At 70.1% G+C, this 24,835-nt stretch carries 11 protein-coding genes; 5 read left to right on the top strand and 6 right to left on the bottom strand.

The window, feature by feature from the left end:
• The first annotated feature begins 26 nt into the window (after positions 1-26).
• Genes JK363_RS38385 through JK363_RS38375 form a run of 3 tightly spaced genes read left to right on the top strand, consistent with a single transcriptional unit; the run spans position 27 to position 2,538 of the window.
• Positions 27-1,598, top strand: a complete 1,572-nt coding sequence (locus tag JK363_RS38385) for a sodium:solute symporter family protein (protein WP_201882753.1) — start codon at positions 27-29, stop codon at positions 1,596-1,598.
• Positions 1,595-2,236: an RNA polymerase sigma factor gene (locus tag JK363_RS38380; protein ID WP_201882752.1), complete on the top strand. Its 642-nt coding sequence runs from the start codon at positions 1,595-1,597 to the stop codon at positions 2,234-2,236. Before JK363_RS38385 ends, JK363_RS38380 begins: the two co-directional genes overlap by 4 nt.
• Complete coding sequence (locus JK363_RS38375; protein ID WP_201882751.1) at positions 2,233-2,538, top strand: hypothetical protein; 306 nt, start codon at positions 2,233-2,235, stop codon at positions 2,536-2,538. Before JK363_RS38380 ends, JK363_RS38375 begins: the two co-directional genes overlap by 4 nt.
• 78 nt (positions 2,539-2,616) lie before the next feature.
• On the opposite strand, the gene JK363_RS44905 is transcribed toward JK363_RS38375, so the two are convergent.
• The 6 genes from JK363_RS44905 to JK363_RS38340 all read right to left on the bottom strand — a co-directional run bounded on the left by JK363_RS44905 (position 2,617) and on the right by JK363_RS38340 (position 22,272).
• Positions 2,617-3,756, bottom strand: a complete 1,140-nt coding sequence (locus tag JK363_RS44905; RefSeq protein WP_372444937.1) for a tyrosine-type recombinase/integrase — start codon at positions 3,754-3,756, stop codon at positions 2,617-2,619.
• A gap of 205 nt (positions 3,757-3,961) precedes the next feature.
• A complete protein-coding gene (locus JK363_RS38360; RefSeq protein ID WP_014173938.1) occupies positions 3,962-4,729 on the bottom strand; it encodes a dienelactone hydrolase family protein in 768 nt (255 codons plus the stop codon).
• A 243-nt stretch (positions 4,730-4,972) separates the two neighbouring features.
• Complete coding sequence (locus JK363_RS38355) at positions 4,973-5,230, bottom strand: Tn3 family transposase (protein ID WP_201882750.1); 258 nt, start codon at positions 5,228-5,230, stop codon at positions 4,973-4,975.
• 180 nt (positions 5,231-5,410) lie between these two features.
• Complete coding sequence (locus tag JK363_RS38350; protein ID WP_201882747.1) at positions 5,411-6,274, bottom strand: SAM-dependent methyltransferase; 864 nt, start codon at positions 6,272-6,274, stop codon at positions 5,411-5,413.
• A gap of 74 nt (positions 6,275-6,348) precedes the next feature.
• Positions 6,349-10,416: a type I polyketide synthase gene (locus JK363_RS38345; RefSeq protein ID WP_201882745.1), complete on the bottom strand. Its 4,068-nt coding sequence runs from the start codon at positions 10,414-10,416 to the stop codon at positions 6,349-6,351.
• 54 nt (positions 10,417-10,470) lie between these two features.
• On the bottom strand, positions 10,471-22,272 hold the full coding sequence (locus JK363_RS38340; RefSeq protein ID WP_201882743.1) for a type I polyketide synthase: 11,802 nt from the start codon (positions 22,270-22,272) through the stop codon (positions 10,471-10,473).
• Between the two features lie 378 nt (positions 22,273-22,650).
• On the opposite strand from JK363_RS38340, the gene JK363_RS38335 reads away from it, so the two are divergent.
• Positions 22,651-23,172 carry a pyridoxamine 5'-phosphate oxidase family protein gene (locus tag JK363_RS38335; RefSeq protein ID WP_201882736.1) on the top strand — a complete coding sequence of 174 codons (522 nt, stop codon included), beginning with the start codon at positions 22,651-22,653 and terminating at the stop codon, positions 23,170-23,172.
• 318 nt (positions 23,173-23,490) lie between these two features.
• The coding region (locus JK363_RS38330; protein WP_307822036.1) for a beta-ketoacyl [acyl carrier protein] synthase domain-containing protein at positions 23,491-24,835 on the top strand (1,345 nt) is incomplete at its 3' end.

The raw sequence follows: 24,835 nt of genomic DNA, 5'->3' as shown, positions 1-24,835 counted from the left end.
CCCCAGGACACCAAGGACGGTGACCGATGATCGAAGGCCCCATGGCCGCGGCGTTCCTCGCCGTCATCGGCGGTGCGTCCCTGCTCGCCGTCACCGCCCGCCGCCTGCATACCAGCGACGACCTGCCCTCCCTGGAGGTCTGGGCGCTGGCCGACCGGAGCCTCGGCACCCTCTGGACATGGCTGCTGCTGGGCGGAACGATCTTCACCGCGTACACCTTCGCCGCCGTACCCGGCCTGGTGTACGGCAACGGTGCGCCCGCCTTCTTCGCCCTCCCCTACACCGTGATCGTCTGTCCGCTCGCCTTCATTCTGCTGCCCCGGATGTGGAGCGTGGCGCGGGACCACGGATATGTCACCGCAGCCGACTTCGTACGCGGACGCTACGGTTCTGCGCCGCTGGCCCTGGTGGTCGCGCTCACCGGCATCCTCGCCACGATGCCCTACCTTGCCCTGCAGCTCCTGGGCATCCGCGCCGTGCTCACCGCGGGCGGGCTCTACCCGAGTGCCGTCACCGGTGACCTGGCGATGGCCGCGGTCTTCGCCGGTCTCGCCGTGGCGACCTACCGGCACGGTCTGCGCGCACCCACCGTCATCTCCGCGCTCAAGGGCGTGGCGGTCTTCGGCTCGGTACTCGCCGTCAGCTGGCTCGTCCTGGCCCGTCTTGGCGGCCCCGGGGCGGTCTTCGACCAGGCTGCCCACCGGCTCACCGGCCCGGACTCCGGCGGCGCCGCCCTCGTCCTCACCCCTGACCAGCAGCCGGCCTTCGCCACTCTGGCCCTGGGTTCGGCACTGGCCCTGCTGATGTACCCGCACGTCCTCACCGCCGCCTTCGCCGCCTCCGGTCCGCGCGTCCTGCGCCTGGTCGCCGTCGCCCTGCCCGCCTGGACCGCGCTGCTCGCGCTGTTCGGACTGCTCGGCATTGCGGCGCTTGCCTCGGGCGTCGAGGCTCCCGAGGGCGGCGCCGAGGCCGCCGTCCCCATCCTGGTGAACCGCCTGATGCCGGCGCCCCTGGCGGGTGTGGTCTTCGGCGCGATCACCGTGGGGGCGCTGGTCCCGGCCGCCGTCATGTCGATCGCGGCCGCGACCTCGTTCGTACGCAATGTGTACGCCGAGTATTTCCACCCCACCGCCACCCCCAAGCGTCAGGTACGGATCGCCAAGACTGTCTCCCTCACTGCGAAGGCGGGAGCGGTCGCGTTCGTCTTCGGGCTGCGGGACCAGGACGCCATCAACCTCCAGCTCCTCGGCGGCGTCTGGATCATCCAGATCTTCCCCGCGGTGGCCATCGGACTGTTCACCCGCCGGCTGCATCACCGGGCACTGCTCGCCGGATGGGCCGCCGGGATGGTGTGGGGCACGGTCATGGTCGTACGCGAGGGCTTCTCACCCGTCGTATCACTCGGCCTGCCCGGCATGTCCGGCCATCCCCCGGAGATCTACGCGGGACTGGCCGCCCTGATCATCAACCTGGTGATCGCGCTGACCGGCACCGCGGTACTGGACTGGATCGGCACACCCCGAGGCACGGACTCCACCGCACTTTCCCCCTGCCTGAAAGTCAGGCACCGGCCCGGGACGGGAGCGAGCAACTCATGAGACGCACCATCAAAACCACGGCTGTCCCGCGGCCCGCGGGACAGCCGGTGGTGAACGGCGGCGCTGCCGATAACGCTGCCAGGCCGGGCCGGACGGCAGCGCCGGCTCCTGCGTCTCCCTCGGCCTCGGCCTCGGCCGACCCGGTCGGCCAGGAGCGGGAGGCGGCCGTCGCCCGGCTCTTCGACCAGCACTACGCCTCGATGCTCCGCCTCGCCGCGCTGCTGGGCGCCGACGACCCCGAGAATATCGTGGCCGAGGCCTACTACCAGATCTACCGAAAGTGGCGGAAACTTCGCGATGCCGAGTCCGCGGAGGCGTATCTGCGCTCCACCGTCTGCAATCTGACCCGCATGCGCATACGCCATCTCCAGGTCGTCCGCCGGCATTCCGAGGTCTCGCCGGCCGACCCGGTCGCCTCGGCCGAGAACTCGGCTCTGCTCCGTGACGATCAGCAGGTGCTGGTCAACGCCCTCGAGCAACTGCCCACCCGGCAGCGCGAAGCCCTCGTGCTGCGCCACTGGCTCGGCCTCAAGGAAAGCGAGATCGCCGCGGCGATGGGCATTTCGGCAGGATCGGTAAAGACCCACACCGCGCGCGGCCTCGCCGCTCTCACCCAGGCGATGGAGGCACGGCGATGACCACCACCCCGGGCGCTCCCGGCACCGAGAAGCAGCTCCGCGAGACCCTTGAAGCCCTCGCCCACCAGGTGCAACCCGCCCCCGACGCCTACCGCACCGCCCGCGGCGACTGGCTCCGCCGAGAACGCAGGCGCCGCCTGGTCCTCGCGGTCCTCATCACGGTCGTCTTCGCCCTCGCCGTACTGATCGGCCTCTGGGTCCTCAACCAAGCGCCCTCCGGCTCCGGAGCGATCTTCACCGGCGCCCACAGCCCGGCCGGCTCAGCACCCCACACGCCGGTCCGGCCGGTCATCAGCCCATGAACGTGTAGTCCGTATGGGTCGATGGCAGGCCTGGGCTTGATCCGCTGCCCTCCCTCACCGCCGCCGAACAACTCCAGGTCACGGCCCAGATCGACGGCCGCTCACCGAAGAAGGCCCGTGGCCGGGCCCTGGCACTGCTCGACGCCTTCGGCCTCGCCGATCACGCGCACCGCCGTCGCGTTCGGCGACGTGCCGGGCGACCGAGTCGACGCCGGGGCGGGCGTAGCGCTCCAGGGAGCGGACGGAGGCGTGGCGGGAGCGGGCCAGCAGCATCGGGGTGGAGGTGCCGTCCTCCGCGTCGTGCGTCAGGGCACTGTGACGTAGCCGGTGAAGCGTCCAGCCGTCCAGGTCCTCGATGTCGTCGGGCGAGGCGAGGGGGTTTGCCAGCAGCCGGGTGTTCTCCTCGAAGATCTCCTCAGCGCGGCGGTAGGAGAGCCGGGCCCGGCCGGTCTCCGGGCACACGTCGAGCGTGGGTGTTCCGGCCGGGGCCTTGCGGTCGGTGAGGAACAGCGGGCCGCGGGTACGGCGGGCGATGAGGCGGGGCAGGAGCTGGGCGGTGCCGGACTGCCAGTGGATCCACTCGGTCGCCCCGCGCTTGGCGGTGATCCTGCCGCGCTTGTCCTGCGGGTAGAGGTCTTCCACGTTGAGGCACAGCACCTCGTCGGCCCGTGCGGCGGACTCGTAGAGCATCTTCCACTGCGTCTTCTCCCGCAGCGCGACGTCGAGGCGCCACAGGGCGGCGATCTGGTTCTCCGCGAGAGCCTTGGTGCGGTCCGGCGGCGCCGGCCGCCGCTCGATGCCGATCGTCGGATCGCACTCGATCCAGCCTTGGCGCTGCCACCAGCCGATCGCCTTGCGCGCGATGGACAGCTCCCGGTTGACGGTGTCGGCGTCCATCTCGTCCGCCCGCGCCGCCGCCAGCTCGGCCAAGAACTCCGGCAGCGCCGGGTCGTCGATCGCGGCGACGGGGAAGACGGGCGGTTTCGCGCCTCGGCGGGCGGGTCCGGTCGGCGGCGGTTCGCCGGCGAGCATCCATCCCCACGTCGTGAGGGAGATCCGGTAGATCCGCGCGGAGGACTTCGCGATGCCCGCGCCGGTGAGGTACCGCTCGACCGCCGCGGTGTACAACGACGGCGGGGCGGACAGAGGTACGACCCGAGCGCGCGGCAACCGAAGTGCGCCCCCGCTCCCGAGTTCGGTCGCCGGTTCGATCGTCACGCCGTCCCGCCCTTCCGGTACTGCCGCAGTAAATGCGTACACCTCGCCCCGGCGGCCGGATTGGTCCGCCGCAGGTCGCGGTGATCACGGTAGGGGCTCTGCCGCAGTAAATCCGGTATTTACTGCGGTAGTTGTGAATACGTCTCCGCGATCGAGTAACCGCCCGAATGCGTTTCTGCTGTGCGGACTTGAGGGGAGTGGACTGTCAGTGCCCGGGGCCAGCATGCTTACCTGGGTCATGCCCCAGATCCTCCGTCACGGGCAGGCACTCGGCGAGCAGGTCGACGACGTCGCGCCAGGCTCGCTGCGCGTGCCGTGGGTGGTAGCCGACGCCGGGGACCACGGGGTGGCCGACCGGCGGGTGGTGGAAGGCGTGCAAGGCGCCGCCGTAGACCGCGAGGCGCCAGTCGACGCCCGCGGCCTGCATCTCAGCGGTGAACGCGTTCCGTTGCGCGGGCGGCATGATCGGGTCTTCCGACCCGACCCCGGCCCACACCGGGCAGCGAATGCGCGCCGCCTCGCCCGGTCGGCCCGTGGTCAGTGCGTTGACTGTCCCGATCGCGCGCAGGCTGACGCCGCCGCGCCCGAGTTCCAGCCCGACGGCACCCCCCGTGCCATAGCCGACGGCGGCGATCCGGTCGGGGTCGGTCCGCGGTTCGGTGCGCAACACATCGAGCGCCGCGTGGCCGATGCCTCGCATCCGCTCGGGATCAGCGAGCAGCGGCAGGCAACGGGCCAGCATCTCCTCGGGGTCGCCCAAATAGCGCCCGCCATGAAGGTCGAAGGCCAGCGCTATATATCCCAGCTCGGCGAGAGCATCGGCCCGGCGGCGCTCGACGTCGCTGAGCCCCATGCCCTCTGGTCCGAGCAGCACCGCGGGCCGGCGGTCGACACCGGCCGGGAGCGCGAGGTGCCCGATCATCGTCAAACCGTCGGCCGGATACTCGACCGTACGCGTCGTAATCGTCGTCATGAGACTGGACTGTAGTGATCGTCGAGCCCGGTCCGGCCGGTGTTCTGCCGCTGGCAGAACAGCGCGGGTATCCCTCTGAAATACGGCGAGGGCCCACAAGAACCGTCACAAACCCCGCCCCCACGGCAGCGCTATCGGATCACCTGCCCGGGCCACGGTGTTGGAGGCTGACCCTCGCAGCAGGATTCTGGGGTATACCGGCCCGCTCCAGTGAAGGGCGTCACCAGCTAGTTCCCTCACGGCTCAGGCAGCCTGGCCGAGACCGGCGGCGGTCAGGTCCTGCTCGCGCAGCGGGGTGAAGTCGACGTCGAGTTTCGGGTCGTACGCCTCGGGCTGGATGCCGAGTTCGTGGGTGCTGTACTCGCCGAACCGGTTGATGTGTTCGGTCAGGTACGGCGAGATGTGCGCCAGGTCTTCCGGGTCGATCTCCCATCCCTCTTCCAGCAGCTGGCGGACGATCTCCGCGATGTCCACCACGACGCACGCATCAAACTGCGCCACCTCTATCCCAAAAATTAACCGCGACAATCTACGAGTACTCCAGTGTGGTTTCGTGATCTATCCGCCGGTCCGGTCGGCTGACCGTCGTTGCACGGCCTGCCGTCCGCGGTGAACATATCGGCTCGCCGAGTCGTTGCCATGCCGGCATCATCGGTGGTCGCGCGCCGGCCAGCAACGCGCTTACGGCATCTTGCGCGCCGTGGCCACCAGGTAGCCGAACTCTGGCAGCGCGGACATCGGATGCACCAGGACCTCGATCAACTGTCGGGCCGCGTCACCGAACTGCTCCTCCAGGGTGCTACGGTGCTCGCTCGCGCCATCGGCCATAATCCGCAGCGTTCGCCTGGTGTGCTCACTGACGTCCAGCAGCTCGTCCAACTCCAGGCCCGCGCCGGTGATCAGGGCCCGGTAGTCGTCGATGCTGGGAAGTTCGACGATGGCGAACTTCGCCTTCGCGTCGTCGAGTATGTCCTGGTACTCCGGCCTGATCGGTTCACGTTGGCACGTGTCCGCGATCACCAGGCGGCCGCCGGGGCGCAGCACACGCCTCATCTCCGCCAGCGCGCGGGAACGCTCCATGTGCAGTAGCGATTCGAACGCCCAGGCCACGTCGAACGAGGCGTCCGGATAGGGCAGCGCCATCGCGTCGGCATGATCGAACCGGACGCGATGGGACAGGCCCACCACCGCGGCGCGGGCATTGGCCTCCTGTGCCTGTCCCGAGTTGATCGTGACGCCGGTGATGTCCGCCTCGACCGTACCGGCCAGGCGGAGCGCGGGCGTGCCGATACCGCAGCCGACATCGAGCATCCGCTGGCCGGGCCGCAGCCCCAGATGCTCGATGAGCAGGTCGGTGAGCCGATCTGTAGCGACGTCCACGGAACTGTCGTCCTCGTCGGAAAGCCAGTATCCGTAGTGGAAGTTCTCACCCCAGAAACGCAGGAACATATGGGTGAACACGTCGTAGAAGTCCGATACTAACTCTGGCTGGGTATCCATTTTGTCAGTCATGTCCTTCTTCTCTATGGCGTGATCAGTCGACACGGACGGGCAGGCTGTCCACACCGCGCAGAAGCAGCGTGGGGCCTTGACCCGGAATCCATGATCGAGTCGGCGTGTCAGGGATGGGCGGGCCGTCGGGCCAGCCAGCCGCTGATTGCTGAGGCGGTGCTCGCGGCGTGTTCGTCGATCATGCTCAGGTGGGTGCCGGGCACGTCGATGGCGTCGTGGTCGGGACCCCAGTGGGCCTGCCAGTGCTCGCCTGTGCGGGGCTGGCCGCCCATCCGTTCGGTGGCGCGCAGCAGCAGTGTCGATACGCCGCCGATGTCGGTTGGTACCCAGTCGTCGAACAGCTGTAGGTGGTGTGCCATCGCGGTCAGTTCGGCGCCGCGCAGCGGTTGCGTCGCGGTCCATTCGGCGTACGCGTCGCCGAGCAGGTCGACCTGGATCTCGGCCAAACCCGTACTGCCGGGCAGGTGGCTGTCCAGCAGCACGAGTGACTCCGGTGCGGTGTTGAGATCCTTGAGTCGGGCGGCTGCCGCGTGTGCGATCCAGCCGCCGGAGGAGTATCCGACGAGGACGTAGGGGCCGGTCACGTTGGAGAGCACCGTCTCAGCGACCGCAGCCACCAGATCGGTTCGGGTCGGGGGAAGGGACTCGTGGTCGGCGTAGCCTGTCAACGGCAGCACAGCCATGTTGTGCGTCGTGCGCAGCGTGTCGGCCATCCGAGCGTATTGGTAGACATTGGAGGGAGCCATCACGGACGGGATGCAGACCAGGGTCGGGCCCGCGAACCCCTGGGAGAAACTCACTGGTTCCCGCATCTTCGGCGAGCCGGTACCCACGCGCATCCGGGCGGCGACGGCCAACAGCTCCAACCCGTCCTTCACCTGGTTCTGCGCGCAGGCCTGGGCGAAGAGGACCGGCAGCGGATCGGTCGTTGGTGGCGTCGCCCGGCCCGCGCCCGCCGGCGTCGGACGCGCCGGTGCGGCGGCGGGGGCGGGGGCGGCCGGTGGTGTTTCGAGGTCCTCGAGCGCGGCGAAGCAGTCGGCCAGATGTGTGGCGACGGCGTGCGGCGTCGGCCAGTCGATGACCAGTGTGCGGGACAGCTCCAGACCGGTGACGGCCCTCAGGCGCTCGATGAGCCAGGCTGCGGTCAGCGAGTCGAAGCCCAGCTCGGCAAAGCCCCGCTGGGGGTTCACGTCTTCGAGCGCGTCGTAGCCCATCAGCCGCGCCACTTGTTCACGCACTTCGGCGAGCAGGATCCCCGCCCACTCCTGGCGCGGGCGATCGGCCATCTTGCCGCGTACGGAGGGAATCTCGGTGACCGTCTCGGCCGTCACCGCGTCCGGCAGCGGGGCGCCCGTCCCGCCGACGACGCCCTGGTCGGCCAGCAGGCTCGCCCCCGCCGGCAGGTGATCGACCAGCCAGTAGCGGCGGCGCTGGAAGGCGTACGTGGGCAGGTCGAGCTGGGCGGCGCCGGTGCCCGCGTAGACCGCGCGCCAGTCGACCGGCACACCGCGGACGAAAAGGGCAGCCACCGCGTCCAGCAGCGCGGCCGGCTCGGCCCGGCCCTGACGCAGTGTCGGCACGAAGGCCCGCTCTGGTACGCCCGGACCGGCCGGCGGCAGGCAGTCCTGGCCGAGGGCGGCGAGGACCCCGCCCGGCCCGAGCTCCAGGTAGGTGGTGACACCGGCCTCGCTCAGGCGCACGACACCGTCGTGGAACCGCACCGCTGCACGGGCCTGGGCGACCCAGTAGTCCGCCGAACGCATCCGCTCGCCCCGGTCCGCTTCGCCCGGAGCGAGCGGCACGATCGGGATGCGCGGCGCGGCGTACGAGATGCTCTCGATCGCCGATCGGAAGTCGGCCAGGATCGGGTCGATCCGCGGTGAGTGGAAAGCGTGGCTCACCCGCAGTTCGCGCGGGTGGAGGCCCTTGTCGGTGAGTCTCGCCATCAGAGTGGTGAGCGTCTTCTCGTCGCCGGAGAGCACCACCGAGGTGGGACCGTTCACCGCGGCGACGGACACGAGGCCGGTCAGCTGATCCAGCATCGGCAGGATGTCTTCTTCGGCCGCACGGACAGCGACCATCGCGCCGCCGGGTGACATGCTCTGCATGAGGCGCGCCCGGGCGGCGACCAACGCGCAAGCGTCCTCGAGTGACAGTATCCCGGCCACGTGCGCGGCAGTGACCTCGCCGATGGAATGCCCCGCGACGAAGTCCGGGCGTACACCCCACGACTCGACGAGCCGGAACAGAGCGGTCTCGACGGCGAAGAGGGCCGGCTGGGCGAATCCGGTGCGGTCGAGCAGGCCCAGCGGGTCGTCCTCGGCGAAGGTCAGGTCACGCAGCGAACGGCCGAGCGGACCGTCCAGGTGCGCGCAGACAGCATCGAACGCCTCGGCGAAGACGGGGTGCTCCGCGTACAACTCGCGGCCCATGCCCAGCTTCTGCGCCCCCTGGCCGGTGAACAGGAAGGCCAGCCGTCCGCGCGCTGTGGTGCCTGTCGTGACCGCGGCATGCGGTGTGCCCCCGGCGAGTGCGCTGAGCCCGGCGAGCAGGTCGTCTCGATCGGCGGCCACGACGACGCCGCGGTTGTTCAGCGCGGCGCGCGTGGTGGCCAGTGAGTATCCGACGTCGGTGAGGTCGGCCGGCTCAGCCCGATTCGTCAGGAAGGTGGCCAGCCGCGCGGCCTGGGCGCGCATCGCGGCCACGGTGCGGCCGGAGACCAACCAGGGAACGGCCGCGAGCGTGCGGTGCGCGACGCCGTCGCCCTCCCGTCCGGCGTCCTCTTCGGGCACCGCCTCGAGAATGACGTGCGCGTTGGTGCCGCCGATGCCGAAGGCGGAAACTGCCGCACGCCGTGGCCGGTCCTCCGTCTCCGGCCACGACCGCAACTCCTGCAGGAGTTCGACGTCGCCGGCCGTCCAGTCGACCTCGGTGGACGGTGGGTCGGCGTGCAGTGTCGGTGCCAACATGCCGTGCCGAAGCGACATCACCGTCTTGATCAGACCGCCCACTCCAGCGGCGGACTGGCTGTGGCCCAGGTTGGACTTGAGCGACCCCAGGAACAGCGGACGACCAGGCTGCCTGTCACGCCCGTACGTGGCCAGCAGCGCCTGGGCCTCGATCGGGTCGCCCAGTGTCGTGCCAGTGCCGTGTGCCTCGACGGCGTCGATGTCGGAGGACTTGAGCCCGGCCGCAGCCAGCGCACGCCGGATCACCCGCTGCTGGGACGGGCCACTCGGTGCGGTCAGCCCGTTCGACGCCCCGTCCTGGTTGATGGCCGAGCCGCGCAGCACCGCCAGGACCGGGTGCCGGTGGCGGCGGGCGTCGGAAAGCCGCTCGACCACGACCATGCCGACGCCCTCGGCCCAGGACGTACCGTCCGCGGCATCGCCGAAGGACTTGCACCGACCGTCAGGAGCGAGCCCGCGTTGGGTGCTGAACTCGACGAACGAGCCCGGCGTGGCCAACACGGAAACGCCACCGACCAGGGCGAGTGAGCAGTCTCCGGCGCGCAGCGCTCCCGCCGCGAGGTGCAAGGCGGTGAGTGACGAGGAACAACCGGTGTCGAGGGTCACTGCCGGACCCTCCAGCCCCAGAAGGTAGGAGATTCTGCCTGAGATGATGGCTCCTGCCAGGCCGCCGAGCAGGAGCCCTTCGAACCCGGTCGGGTAGCGCGCCAACAGGGCCGCGTAGTCGGTCACACTCGGGCCCACGAACACCCCGGTCTCGCTGCCGTGCAGCGAGTGCGGATCGATCCGAGCCCTTTCGAGGGCCTGCCACGATGTCTCCAACAGCAGTCGCTGCTGTGGATCCATTGCGGTGGCCTCACGGGGCGAGATGCCCCAGAACTGCGCGTCGAAGTCCGCGACGTCGGTCAGGAAGCCGCCCTGCTGGGTGTAGCTGGTGCCCGGGTGATTCGCGTCGGGGTCGTAGAGCGAGTCGAGGTCCCAGCCCCGATCGCGGGGAAACGGGGTGATCGCGTCCCGCCCGGTGATCGCCAGCTCCCACAGATCTTCCGGTGAGCGCACGCCGCCCGGATAGCGGCAGGCCATGCCGACGATCGCGATCGGCTCGCCGACCCGCCGCTCAAGCTCCTCCGACCGCTTGCGGGCCCGCACGAGGTCTGCCGTGACCAGATTCAGGTAGCTCCGCAGTTTGTGCTCGTTGTTGTCCATCTGCTCCTCAACCTCTCATCCGACGCCGCGGCAAGTCCCACGTGTGTACACGGATCACTCGTCCTGGCGGCCGAGCTGCGTGTTGATGAAGCTGAACAGTTCGTCGTCGGAGGCCGCCGTCAGCGACGCCACGTCGCCCTCGGCGCTCGCGGCCTGCGTCGGGCCCGAGAGCCGGCTGAGCAGTTCTCGCGCCCGGCTGACGAGGGCGTCGCGCACTTCCGTCTCCTCGGTCGGTAGCGCGGAGAGCGACGCCTCCAGCCGGTCGAACTCGGCCAGTGCCGCGTCCGTCGGCGACGGCACACTCGCGGCCACCTCGGAGCGCAGGAACGAGGCCAGGCTCGTCGGATTCGGGTAGTCGAAGACCAGCGTCACCGGCAGCCGCAACCCGGTTGCCGCATTGAGCCGGTTGCGCAGCTGGACGGCGATCATCGAGTCGAAGCCGACGTCCTTGAAAGCCCGCTTGCGATCGACCTCCTCCGGAGAGTCGTGGCCGAGCACGGCCGCGACGTGCGAGCAGACCAGATCGAGAACGGCCGGTTCCCGATCCTCCTCGGGCAGCGCGGTGAGCTTCTCGATCAGGGCCGCGCCGCGTTCGACCGAGGTCTGGGACTCCGCCGTCGGCAGCTGGCGAACATCCGGCAGGTCGGCCAGCAGCGGGCTGGGCCGCAGCGAGGTGAAGCGGGAATGGAACCGGGCCCATTCGACTCGTGCGACGACCGGGCAAGGTTCGTCCTCGGTGACGATTCGGTCCAGGGTCGCCAGTCCGGAGTCCACCGGCAGCAGGGGCAGACCTCCGCGGCGCAGCGAGTCGGCCATCTCCTCGTCCTCGGTCAGCATTCCGGCCTCCCACGGGCCCCACGCCACCGAAATGGTGTGGCCGCCGCGGTCGTGCCGCTCCCGAGCCAGGGCATCGAGGTACGCGTTGGCAGCCGAATACGCGGACTGGTTGCTGACGCCCCAGGTCGCCGAGATGGAGCCGAACAGCAGCACCGTCTGGATGCTGTCGTGGTCGAGCAGCTCGTCGAGGTGCGCCGCACCGAGCACCTTGGCAGCCAAGATGTCGCCGAACTCGGTCAACGTCGTGTCGACGATCGGCCCGCCATCGAGGCTGCCCGCGGCATGCACGACCGCGGTCAGCGGGCGCTCGGCGGGAACGGAGGCCAGCAATTCGATCACGGCGGCCCGGTCTGCGACATCGCAGGCCATCACCGAGACCGAGACGCCCTTGGCGGCCAGTTCCTCGACCAGGCGCTGGGCCCCGGCCGCATCGGCGCCGCTGCGGCTGGCAAGCACCAGATGTTCGGCACCGCGGTCGGCCAGCCAGCGGGCCACTTCGGCACCAAGGCCACCCGTGCCACCCGTCACGAGCACGGTACCGCGCGGCCGCCACTCGGGCGGCTCCTGCTCGGGCACTGTCGCCCTGACCAGACGGCGGGCCAGGACGGCCTGGGATCGTACGGCGACCTCGTTCTCGCCGTTGCCCGCGAGCACACCGGCCAGTTCGGCGACCGCGTGGTCGTCCACCGTCTCCGGCAGATCGATCAGGCCGCCCCAGAGCCGCGGGTGTTCGAGGCCTGCGACACGTCCGAAACCCCAGACCAGCGCCTGGGTGGGCGAGCCGATGCGGTCCTGGGGACCGGCCACCACCGCGCCCTGGGTCACCGCCCAGATCGGGACGTTGAGTTCGGCGTCGAGCAGGGCCTGGGTGAGCACCACCGTGCCCGCGAGCCCTTGCGGCAGCGCTGACGAGTCTTCGCACGGAGTCTCGTCCTCGGCCAACAGCGACAGCACCCCGACCGGGCTCGTGCCGTTCGCCGCGAGCTCGCGGAGCCGCTGGGCCAGCGCCGCCCGGTCGAGGTTCCCGCACGGTACGGCCCAGGTCACCAGGCCGGGCGCGTGGGCAGCGAGGCGGCGCACGGTTTCCGCGGCCCAGCCCTCGGCCGGCTGCCCCTCGGCGACCACCGCCAGCCAGGTACCGCCGATCGGCGTGGGCGTGCCGCTGGGCAGCGCGCGCCACTTGACGCGGTAGCTCTCGTCGTTGAGGTTCGTGTCGGTCGCGGTGTCCACGGCGCTCCGCAGCTGTGCACGACTGACCGGCCTCGCGACGATGGAGTCGAACGAGGCGACGGGCTCGCCCGCGCCGTCGGTGAGCAGCATCGTGGAGGAGTCAGAGCCCTTGCGCCGGAAAGCGACCCGCAGCGAGCTCGCTCCTCGGGTGTGCACGGTGATGCCGTTCCAGGAGAACGGCATCACTGCCTCGCTCTCGCTGTCGATCAGTCCGGCGACCGGCACCTGCAGGGCGGCGTCCAGTAGCGCCGGGTGCAGGCCGAACCGCCCCGCCTCGGCACGGACCGTGCTCGGCAGCGCGACCTCGCCGTACATGTCCTCGCCGTCCCGCCACAGCGCACGGATCCCGGCGAAGGCAGGCCCGTAGGCGTATCCGCGCTCGGCGAGCCGAGCATAGATGTCGGTCACATCGACCGCCTCCGCGCCGGTTGGCGGCCAGGCCGTCGGATTGCCCGGCACCGGGCCGGTACCGACAGGGGCGAGCGTGCCTTCCGCGTGCAGGATCCACCTGCTGTCGGCGCCGGACTCGGTGCGCCGAGAGTGCACCGTGACCGAACGCCGACCGGTGGAGTCGGCGGCGCCGACCGCGACTTGCACCGCCACACCTGACTTCTCCGAGAGCACCAGCGGCGCCTGAAAGGCCAGCTCTTCCAAGCGGGCGCAGTCGACGTGACGCCCGGCGTGGGTGACCAGCTCGACGAAGGCGGCTCCAGGCAGCAGGAGGGTGCCGAGCACGACGTGATCGGCCAGCCACGGCTGGGTCGCCAGCGACCACCTGCCGGTGAAGAGCACGTGGTCCTCGCCGGCGCGTTCCACGGCGGCGCCCAACAGGGGGTGATCGGCGGACGCCAGCCCCAAGTCGGCGGCACTCGCGGTCACCGCGCCGACGGGCTCGACCCACAACCGGCGGTGTTGGAACGCGTAAGTGGGCAGGTCGATTCGCCCTCCGGCGGGAAACGCCTTCCCCCAGCGTACGGTTGCCCCGTGCACGAAGGCCGTGCCCAGAGAGCGGGTGAACGCGACGTCACCGCCGTTCCGCCGCAACGACCACGACGCGGCGACCTCGGCGTTTCGGGCCTCGGCAACCGCCTCGACCGCGTCGACGAGGGCCGGGTGCGCGCTGAGCTCCACGAAGCAGCTGTGCCCGTCGTTCAGAAGAGCCTCGACGGCCGCGCTGAACCGCACCGTCTCTCGAAGATTGCGATACCAGTAGTCGGCGTTCAGTTCGGTGCCGTCGACCCGCCCGCCGGTGACCGTGGAGTAGAACGGCACTTCTGCCTCAGCAGGCGCGACGTCGGCCAGCGCGTCGATGAGTTCGGCGTGCAGCTCCTCCACCCCGTGCGAGTGCGACGCGTAATCGACCAGGAGCGTGCGCACCGGGACCTCCTCGGCCGCGAGCGCCGCGCACAGGCTCTGCAGTTCGTCGGCGGCGCCGGAGACGACCACCGACCGCGGCCCGTTGACCGCGGCGACGCCGAGCCCCGGGTAGTCGACGAGCCGTTCCTGGACCCGGGCGACCGGCAGGCCGATCCAGCCCATCCCGCCGCGCTCGGTCAGGCCGGCGATCAAGCGCGAGCGCAACCCGGCGATGCGGGCGCCGTCGGCCGGCGTGAGGACACCGGCCACCACGGCCGCCGCGATCTCGCCCTGGGAGTGACCGACCACTGCTGCCGGCTCGACCCCGAGCGACCGCCACAGCCGGGCCAAGGACACCATCACCGCGAACAGCGCGGGCTGGACCACGTCCACCCGGTCCAGGCTCGGCGCGCCCGGAGTGCCGGTGAGGACGTCCGACAGTGTGGCGCCGTTCCAGTCGACGTGCGGGGCCAGCGCCGCGTCGCACTCGGTCATGGCGGCGGCGAACAGCGGGCTGGTGTTCCAGAGGTCGAGGGCCATGCCACTCCACTGGCCACCCTGACCTGCGAAGACGAAGACCGGCTGGGTCGTGTCACCGCCGTTGCCCAGCACGACGTCCTCGTTGGAGTCCGTCGTGCCGGCGGCGATCGCCGTGAGCCCCGCGGTCAGCGTGCCCAGGTTTTCGGCGAGCACCACGGCCCGGTGCTCCAATGTGGCTCGGCCGCTGAGCGAGCGGCCGAGCGCGTCGAGGTCCACCTCCGGGTGCTCGGCGAGGTAGGCGCTGAGCCTGGCTGCCTGACCGCGCAGTGCCGCCGCGCCGCGTGCTGAGAGGACGAACGGCTTGACGGATGGTGCGAGCACCCGATCGGGCGCGGGCGGAGCGGGCGGCTCGCCGAGCTCCGGTGCCTGCTCCAGCACCACGTGCACGTTGGTGCCGCTGATTCCGAACGCGGAGACGGCGCCGAGCCGGGGCTGGTTGCGCTCTGGCCACTGCTGTGCTGTGGTCAGCAGCTTCACGGCACCGTCCGACCAGTCCACGTGTGGGGTGGGCTCCTCGGCGTTCAATGTCCGGGGCAGTAGGCCGTGTCGCAGCGCTTGGACCATCTTGATCACCCCGGCCACGCCGGCAGCCGCTTGCGCGTGGCCCAGGTTCGATTTCAGAGAGCCGAGCCAGAGCGGGCTTTCCTCGGTGTGCTCTCGCCCGTACGTCGCCAGTAGTGCCTGCGCCTCGATCGGGTCGCCGAGCTTGGTGCCGGTGCCGTGTCCCTCCACGACGTCCACATCGGCAGCGGAGACACCGGCATTGGCCAGCGCCTCTCGGATCACACGCTGTTGCGAGCGGCCGTTGGGCGCGGTCAACCCGTTGGAGGCGCCGTCCTGGTTCACCGCGGAGCCCTTCACCACCGCGAGGACCTGGTGGCCGTTGCGGCGGGCGTCCGACAAGCGCTCCAGCACGAGCAGTCCGACGCCCTCAGCCCAGCCGGTGCCGTCCGCGTCCGCGCCGAACGCCCGGCAGCGGCCGTCCGCGGAGAGGCCGCCCTGCAGCGCGAACTCCTGGAACACCACCGGTGTGGACATCACGGCCACACCGCCGGCCAGCGCGAGGTCGGACTCACCGGTCCGCAGCGCCTGGGCCGCCATGTGCAGCGTGGTCAGCGAGGACGAACAGGCGGTGTCGACCGTCAACGCGGGGCCCTCGAGGCCGAACTCGTAGGCGATGCGGCCCGAGGCCACGCTGGGCGCCGTTCCTGTCAGCAGGTGGCCATCGAGACCGCGCGATTCGAGCGCGAGCAAGTTGCCGTAGTCATGGGCGCTGAGGCCGACGAACACGCCGGTCTTCGTGCCGCGCAGCGCCAACGGGTCGATACCGGCACGCTCGAACGCCTCCCACGCCGACTCGAGCAACAGACGCTGCTGCGGGTCCATCGCGGTGGCCTCACGAGGTGAGATGCCGAAGAACTCGGGATCGAATGCGGTTGCGCCGGGCAGGAAGCCGGCCGCCCGGGCGTTGGTCGTGCCCGAGCGGCCGGGCTCGGGATCGAACAGCTCGGCCAGGTTCCAGCCACGGTCGGACGGGAACTCCGTGGCGGCGTCCCGGCCCTCCTCGACCATCGCCCACAACGCCTCCGGCGAGTCGACCCCGCCGCCGTAGCGGCAGGCCATGCCGACGATGGCGATCGCGTCGCCGCTGGTGTCCGCCGTGACGATCGCGGGTGCCGCCGACGCGGAGGAGCTGGCGCTGACCACCTCGCCGAGCACGTATTCGGTCAGCGAAGTGAGGTCCGGGTAGTCGAAGACCACCGTTGCCGGCAGCCGCAAGCCGGTGAGCGCGGTGATCCGGTTGCGCAGCTCCACCGAGGCCAGCGAATCGAAGCCGATGTCCTTGAAGCTCCGGTCCGGCGAGAGTCTCGACGCCGACGTGTGCCCGAGCACGGCCGCGGTCTCGGCGGCGAGAGCGTCCAGCACGATCCGATGCCGGGTGGCCGACGGCCGGGCGAGCAGACGGCGGGTCCACGAGCCGGCACCGCCGCCACTCGCGACGGCGGTACGTCGCACCCGCCCGGAGACCTGGTTGCGCAGCAGGGGCGGCACCTCCCCGCGGAATGCGGCCAGGTTGAGCCGGACCGGTAGCACCACCGGGGCGCCGACGGTGAGGGCCGCGTCGAAGAGGGCCAGGCCTTCCTCGTCGGATATCGCCTTGATACCGGCGCGTGTCATCCGTTCCCAGTCGGCCTCCTGCAGGGAGGTCGTCATGTGGCTCGTGGCGGCCCAGAGGCCCCAGTCGAGCGAGACGGCGGGCAGCCCCAACGCGCGGCGGTGTCGGGCAAGAGCGTCCAGGAACGCGTTGGCGGCGGCGTAATTGGCCTGGCCCGGCGCGCCGAATGCCCCGACGGCGGAGGAGAACAGCACGAAGGCGGAGAGGTCGAGGTCCTTGGTCAGCTCGTGGAGGAGCCAACCGGCGTCCACCTTGGGACGCAACACGGTGTCGACCTGCTCGGTCGTCAGCGAGCCGATGACGCCGTCGTCGCTGGTGCCCGCGATGTGCACAACCGCGGTCAGCGGATGTTCGGCGGGGATCGCGGCCAGCACCCCGAGCAGCGATTCGCGGTGGGAGACGTCACAGGCAACAGTCGTCACCGAGGCGCCGAGCTCGGTCAACTCGGTGGCGAACTCGGTGGCGCCGGGGGCATCTGGGCCGCGCCGGCTCGCCAGCACGAGGTTGCGTACGCCGTGCTCGGCGACCAAGTGCCGGGCGACCAGGCCGCCCAGTGCGCCGGAGGCGCCGGTCAGAAGCACGGTCCCGGCTGGATCGACGGGCACCGGGATGGTCAGGGCGATCTTGCCGATGTGCCGAGCCTGGCTGAGGAACCTCAACGCATCCGGGGCCCGGCGGACGTCCCAGGTGGTGGTCGGAGGCAGGGTGAGAGCGCCACGGTCGAACAGGTCCAGCAGTTCGACCAACATCTCGTGGACCCGTTCGGGCGCCACCCCGAGCAGGTCGAACGCCTGATAGCGCACACCGGGGAACGCCTCGGCCGCCCAGTCGGCGTCGCGGATGTCGGTCTTGCCCATCTCGACGAACCGGCCGCCGCGCGGCAGCAGTCGTAGCGAGGCGTCCACGAGCTCGTTGGTGAGCGAGTTGAGGACCACGTCGACGCCGCGGCCGTCGGTGGCGCCGAGCAGATCGGATTCGAACTGTGCGGTGCGGGAGTTCGAGATGCGTTCGCGGGGGATGCCGAGCTCGCGAATGGCCGCCCACTTGGCGGGGCTGGCGGTGGCGAAGATCTCGGCGCCCAGATGGGCGGCCAGCTGCACGGCCGCTATGCCGACGCCACCGGCGGCGGCGTGGATGAGCACGGACTCGCCGGGTTGCAGGTCGGCCACGTCGACGAGCCCGAAGTACGCGGTCAAGTAGGTGATCGGGACTGTCGCGGCCTGCAGGTACGACCACCCGTCCGGGATCGGTACCACCATCCGGTGGTCGCCCACGGCCACGGGCCCGAACGGCCCGAAGAACAGGCCCATCACCCGGTCCCCGGGCTTGAGACCGATGACTCCTGGGCCGACCTCGGTCACCACGCCGGCCGCCTCGCCGCCGAGCACTTCTTGACCGCGGACCAAGCCCAGGGTGGACATGACGTCCCGGAAGTTCATGCCGGCGGCTCGGACAGCCACCCGCACCTCACCCTCGGCCAGGGGTGCGACCGCCTCCGGTGACTCGATCAGGGCGAGCCCGTCGAAAGTGCCGGGGTGGGGGGCGGACAGGCGCCAGGCGGTCGACTCCGCCGGCACGGCGAGCGTCGTCGAAGAGGAGACCTTGACCAGGCGCGGCACCAGGATCGTGCCCGCACGTACGGCGACCTCGTCCTCCCCGGCGTCGAGCGCCGCCACCACGGCCGAGTCGGGCTCGCCGGGCGCGAGGTCGACCTGGACGAGCCGGCCCGGGTTCTCGGCACGCGCCGAGCGGAACAGGCCGTGCAGGGCCGCGCCGATCAGGTCACGGACGTGTTCACCCTCGTACGTGGCCAACGCGCCACGGGTGACCAGGACCAGCCGTGAGGTGGCCAGCCGTTCGTCGGCCAGCCAGTGGCGGACCAGTTCGAGCATCTGGTTGACACCTGAGTGCACGTTTGCGGCCACGTCGTGGTCGTGGTCGTGACCGGGAGCGGCCAGCACCACAGTGGGCACCTCGCCCCCGGCGTCGAGGGCGGCCTGCAGCGCGGGGAAGCCGTCGTACGCCGTGCCTGTCGTGGGCGCGCCGCCGCCCAGGTTCGCCCAGCCGGTGGGCGACGAGGCCTCGACCTCACCCGCGGAGATCCACTCGATCTCGTAGAGGGAGTCGTGGGCCTGGGGAGCACTCTTGGCGATCTGTTCCGCGGTGGCGGACCGCAAGGTCAGCGAGTCGACGGACAGCACCGTGCGGCCGGTCCCGTCGGCGACCAGCAGTGCCACTGTGTCGGTCCCCACCGGAGTCAGTCGTACGCGCAGCGCGGAAGCACCGACGGCGTACAGCCGGACGCCCGACCACACGAAGGGGATGACACCCTGGGTGGTGCCGGTGACCGCGATCGTGTGCAGCGCGGCGTCCAGCAGGGCAGGGTGCATGCCGTACGCGCCGGCGTCGCCCACGTGCTCGGGCAGAGCCACCTCGGCGAAGATTTCCCCGTCACGCAGCCAGGCGGCCTTCAGGCCGCGGAACACCGGCCCGTAGGCGTACCCGGCCGCGGCGAAGGTCTCGTAAAGATCGCTGAGCTCGACTTCCTCGACACCGGCGGGTGGCCACTCGGCCATCTCGGGGTCGTCGCGGCTCACACCAGCGGTCGCTGAGACGAAGCCGCTGGCGTGCCGTGTCCAGGCCGCGTCGATATCGGGGGAGTCCGGGTCCTGCTGTTGCGACCAGATGGTGATCGACCGTCGGTCGGTGGACTCCTCCGGCTCGCCGACCACGATCTGCAGCGCCACGCCGCCTCGCTCCAGCAGCAGCGGGGCCTCGATGGTCAGGTCCTCGACCAGCTCACAGCCGACCTGGTCCGCCGCGCGCAGCGCGAACTCGACGAATGCGGTGCCGGGCAGCAGGGTGCGGCCGAACAGGGCGTGGTCGGCAAGCCAGGGCTGGGTGGAGAGCGACAGCCGGCCGGTGCACAGGAAGCCGCCGTCGTTGGCGAGCGAGACGCCGGCACCCAGGAGCGGGGCGTCCACCGAGCGCAGGCCGATCGAACTGAGGTCGTGCCCTCCGACGTGGCTGGTCTCGAGCCAGAAGCGTTCGTGCTGGAACGCGTAGGTGGGCAAGTCGACGCGTTGCGCGCCGGTGTCGGCGAAGAAGGCTGCCCAGTCCACCTCGACGCCGGCGGCGTGCAGGGTAGCCATCGCCACGGCGATGCATTCCACCTCGTCGCGCCGACTGCGGAGGGACGGCGTGACCACCACCGACTCGTCGCCATAGCATGTGCGTACGTCGCTGCTCATCGACGCGGCGGGCGACAGTTCGATGAATCGGGTGACGCCGCGCTCGCGCAGCCGAGCCACGCCGCCGACGAGGTCCACCGGGTCGCGCATCTGCCGGACCCAGAACTCAGGGGTGCACAGCACCTCGGCGGGCACCACCATCGGGATGGTCGGGGCCGAATAGGTCAAGGTCTCCACCACGGCCCGGAACTGGGCCTGGATCGGCTCCATCGTGACCGAGTGGCCCGCGACGCCGACCCTCAGCGTGCGGGACGCGTGGCCGAGCTCGGACAGTCGCGCCACAGCCGCCTCGACCGGGCCCTCCAGCCCCGAGAGGGTGACTGAGCTCGGGCTGTTGATACCGGCGAGCGAAACGCCCTCGATGTCGGCGATGACCGGCTCCACCACGTCGGCGCCGGCCGCGACCGAGACCATCACACCGGCGGCCGAGGTCTGGATCAGCCGTGCTCGGGCGGTGACCATGGTGGCCGCGTCCTTGAGCGACAGCACACCCGCGACGTGCGCCGCCGCGATGTCCCCACAGGACTGACCGAGCAGGTGGTCGGGCCGCAGACCCCACGACTCGACCAGGCGGTAGAGCGCCACCTCGATCGCGAACAGCGCGGGATGCGCGTACTCGGGCCGATCCAGCGTCGGGCCGCCCTCGGCGATGATCTGCGGCAGCTCGGGGTCGAGCCACCCCAGCACCTCCGAGTACGCCGTGTCGAAGGCGGGGAACGCGGCCGCGAGCTGGGCGCCCATGCCGATGCGCTGTGAGCCTTGTCCGGGGAACATCACCGCGGTGAGACCGCGGCACTCGGTGCCGACGACCGCCGTGGCACCGCTGCCGCCGCCGGCCAGCAGGTCGAGCTGCGCGAGCAGGTCCTCCTTGTTGCCCGCGACCACGGCGGCGCGGTGCTCGAACGTCACGCGGTGCAGCGCGAGCGACTTCGCGACGTCGAGCAGGGCGACGTCCTCGTCGGCGAGCCAGTCACGGAGCCGCGTCGCCTGACCGGCCAGGGCCTGCGGAGTACGGGCGGAGAGCAGGAAGGGCAAGGCGGTCGGCTGTGCGCTCACCGGCTCGGCCTCGACCGCCTCCGGAGCGGGCGCCTGCTCGAGGATGACGTGCGCGTTGGTACCGCTCATGCCGAACGACGACACACCTGCCCGGCGCGGCCACTCGTTCTCCGGCCACGGGCGGTTCTCCGTCAACACCTTGAGCCCGCCGGCCGACCAGTCCACTTCGTGCGTCGGCTCATCCACGTGCAGCGTCTTGGGGAGGACGCCGTGGCGCATGGCCATCACTGCCTTGATCACGCCGACGACGCCCGCGGCCGCCTGGGTGTGACCCACGTTCGACTTCAGCGAACCCAGCCACAGTGGCTCGCCGTCCTTCTTCTTGTGGCCGTAGGTGGCCAGCAGGGCCTGTGCCTCGATCGGGTCGCCCAGCCGGGTGCCGGTGCCGTGCCCTTCGACCAGGTCGACCTGCTCCATCGGAACCTGGCCGTCGGCCAGCGCCGCCTGGATGACCCGTTGCTGGGCGGGGCCGTTGGGAGCGGTCAGGCCGTTGGAGGCACCGTCCTGGTTGATCGCCGAACCACGGATGACGGCAAGCACCGGGTGGCCGTTGGCCTGCGCGTCGGAGAGCCGCTCGAGCAGGACCAGGCCGACCCCCTCCGACCAGCCGGTGCCGTCCGCGGTGTCCGCGTACGCCTTGCACCGGCCGTTGGGCGCGATCCCGCGCTGTCGACTGAAGTCGACCATGACCAGTGGCGAGCACATCGACGCGACGCCGCCGACCAAAGCCATCGTGGACTCGCCGCGGCGCAAGGCCCGAACGGCGTACTCCATCGCGACCAACGAAGAGGAACAGGCGGTGTCGACGGTGACAGCGGGGCCCTCGAAGCCGAACGTGTACGCGACGCGGCCGGAGAGCACGCTGGGCGCGTTGCCCAGCAGCAGATAGCCGTCGACCTCGCGGGGTGCCGTGACGGTCAACGGCACGTAGTCATGGGTGTTCGAGCCGATGAACACACCTGTCTCGGTGCCGCGGAGGGTATCCGGGTCGATGCCGGCACGTTCGAACGACTCCCAGGCGGCCTCGAGGACGATCCGCTGCTGCGGGTCCATGGCAAGAGCTTCGCGTGGGGAGATGCCGAAGAAATCCGCGTCGAAGTCGGCCAGGCCGGACATGAAGCCGCCCTCGCGGGTGTACGTCTTTCCGGGCTTGCCGGGCTCCGGGTCGTAGATGCTGTCCATGTCCCAGCCCCGGTCGGTCGGCGAGTCGCCGATCGCGTCCCTTCCACTGGCGACCAGCTCCCAGAGGTCCTCCGGCGACCAGACGTCGCCGGGCAAGCGGCAGGCCATCGAGACGATGGCGATCGGCTCGGTGTCCTGGGCCTCCATCTCAGTGATCTTCTTGCGAGCCTGGTAGAGGTCGCTCGTGACCAACTTCAGATACTGGCGAAGCTTGTCCTCGTTCTCCATACGAACAACCCCATCTGTCTCTGTCTGTTCCAGTGGCCCGGGGGACCCCGGAGTGGTCCGGCGTACCCCGGACTTGTCGTGCCTGGACACGTGGCAGGCGTCTGCTGAGGCCGGCAGTCCGGCGAAGAGCTTGCGCAGAAAAGGCTTGGGTGGGACCACGATCAAGACCGCCTCTGGGCGGTCGCGTGAACAACCATGCTCTTGCGACGTCGGCGCGGGCACCCCCTAACCCCCCTAAACCCCCCTAGTCGCCGCCCCGGTGGTCGCGCGGTTCTTTTGGGGTGTCGGTGTCGCAGTCGCGCTGCGAGCATGAGCCGTGAAAGCCAGACCGGTGCGTCTCGCTGGTCGCCCACAGCGGACGAGCGAAGGGACAGCAACATGACTGCCGAGGTGTTGAAAAACAAGGAGAAGCCGAAGGGGACGTCGGCATTCATCTTCAGCCAGACCGCGCCGGGGCCAACACAACCGTGGAGCTGGGCGGAGAATTTGCTCGAGTCCGCGTCCACGTACTGGCTGGTCACCTCCAGCCCGGACGGACACCCGCACAGCAGGCCCTTGTGGGGTATCTGGCAGAGGAACACCTTCTGGTTCTCGAGCCAGAACCGCTGCGGTGAATTCCTGAAGGTCAACCCGCGGGCCTCCGTGAACCTGCAGGTTGGCGAGGACGTGGTAATGATCGAGGGCAGTTGCTCCCGAGTGATCGGGGACGACGACATCAACGTGCTCGCCGAAGGCGTCGGGGTGAAGTACGACTGGGAACTCTCGGTGAGCGAGGATCGTGTCCACACGCGTTTCGGCCAGAGCGCTCCGGTGTTTCGGCTGAATCCCGAACGGGTCTACGGTTGGGCGGGAATTGCCGGATGGGAGTCCGCGACCAGGTGGGACTTTCCGCAGTCTTGACCGACTGAAATTGGCTGCGCAGTAATCTGGCCGAGGGAATTCGACGCGCCACGGCCGAGAATGAGGCGAACGTGTGTCGTGCTCGCGGCACCGTTCTCCAGGTCTCTTTTCCCACTGTGCGATCGATCACGTCCTGCCGCACGGTCACGCTCAAGATTTCATTCCATTTCGTGGACCGGTGGTGGCGCAACCTGTGGGAATCACGCCGCGCTGGTTGTGCCAGACCTTCGCCCTGGTGGGGCCTCTGGCAACTCACTGTGTCTGGCGCTCGCTGCCGTGACCTCGCACGCAATTTGAACGTGGAAGGGGACGATCCGGGTGGATGTCCAGGCCCAAGGTGGCAACATCGCGGTGGTTGGTGCGTCCTGCCGTTTCCCCGGCGCTGATGGGCCTCGGCAACTGTGGCGCCTCCTGGCTGCGGGACGTCATGCGATCACCGAGCGCCCGCCCGGACGTCGTGGCTCGGACAGGACGGTCGCGCCCCCCTGGGGTGGGTTCCTCGACGCCGTCGACGAGTTCGATGCCGAGTTCTTCGGTATTTCCGCCCGCGAGGCGGCGTCCGTCGACCCGCAGCAGCGACTTGTGTTGGAGCTGGGGTGGGAGGCGCTGGAGGACGCGGGGATCGTGCCGGACAGCGTGCGCGGCGGCCGACTCGGTGTCTTCGTGGGTGCCTTCGCCGACGACTACGCCCATCTCGTGCACCGCAACGGTTCCACTACGGCGACTCAGCACACCTACCCCGGCATTGAACGTGCGGTGATCGCCAACCGGCTCTCCCACTTCCTGGATGTGCACGGGCCCAGTGTGGGTATCGACAGCGGTCAATCCTCATCGCTGGTCGCCGTTCACCTGGCCTGCCAGAGTCTGCTCACCGGTGAGTCGGACCTCGCCGTCGCGGGCGGCGTGCAGCTCAACCTGCTGCCGGAGTCCGTGGACATCGCAGACCGTTGGGGGCCACTGTCACCGGACGGCCGTTGCTACACCTTCGACGCTCGCGCGAACGGTTATGTGCCAGGTGAAGGCGGCGGTCTGGTCGTACTCAAGAGGCTCGAGGACGCCCTGGCCGATGGTGACACCCCGCAATGCGTGATTCTCGGGAGCGCGGTGAATCACGGCGGCAACGGTCACGCCCTGACCCAGCCTGATGAGCTCGCACAACGAGACGTCCTGCGCCGCGCTCACGAGCGCGCTCGAATCAGTGCCACACAACTCCAATACGTCGAGTTGCACGGAACGGGAACACCCGCCGGCGACCCTGTGGAGGCCTCGGCGCTCGGTGCCGTTGTCGGCTCTGCCCGGCCGCGAACGCAACCGCTGCCCGTCGGATCGGTCAAGACGAATCTGGGGCATCTGGGGGCAGCCGCGGGGATCGCGGGCCTCATCAAAGTGGCGATGTCGATCCGCCACCGCAAACTCCCCGCCAGCCTCAATTTCGAGCTGGCGAACCCGGAGATCGCGCTGGACGAGCTCAATCTTCGAGTGCAGCAGGACCTCGGTTCGTGGGAAGCGCCCGATAGCCCCTTGATCGCCGGCGTCAGTTCCTTCGGAATGGGCGGCACGAACTGTCACCTGGTCATCAGTGATGTCCCGCCCGGCTCGACCGCCTCGCGCAGGAAACCTGAGCCCCCTGAGACCGCTGAAGCGGACTCCGGGCGGTCACCCG

The sequence above is a fragment of the Streptomyces coffeae genome (assembly GCF_016741875.1).
GTDB classification, from domain to species: Bacteria; Actinomycetota; Actinomycetes; order Streptomycetales; family Streptomycetaceae; genus Streptomyces; species Streptomyces coffeae.
The sequence above is the reverse complement of the archived record's forward strand: the minus strand, read 5'-3'. Positions and strand labels throughout refer to the sequence as shown.

Coding starts and splice junctions, on each gene's coding strand:
- JK363_RS38385 (WP_201882753.1), top strand. CDS start 27: ATGATCGAAGGCCCCATGGCCGCGGCGTTCCTCGCCGTCATCGGCGGT.
- JK363_RS38380 (WP_201882752.1), top strand. CDS start 1,595: ATGAGACGCACCATCAAAACCACGGCTGTCCCGCGGCCCGCGGGACAG.
- JK363_RS38375 (WP_201882751.1), top strand. CDS start 2,233: ATGACCACCACCCCGGGCGCTCCCGGCACCGAGAAGCAGCTCCGCGAG.
- JK363_RS38360 (WP_014173938.1), bottom strand. CDS start 4,729: ATGACGACGATTACGACGCGTACGGTCGAGTATCCGGCCGACGGTTTG.
- JK363_RS38345 (WP_201882745.1), bottom strand. CDS start 10,416: ATGGACAACAACGAGCACAAACTGCGGAGCTACCTGAATCTGGTCACG.
- JK363_RS38340 (WP_201882743.1), bottom strand. CDS start 22,272: ATGGAGAACGAGGACAAGCTTCGCCAGTATCTGAAGTTGGTCACGAGC.
- JK363_RS38335 (WP_201882736.1), top strand. CDS start 22,651: ATGACTGCCGAGGTGTTGAAAAACAAGGAGAAGCCGAAGGGGACGTCG.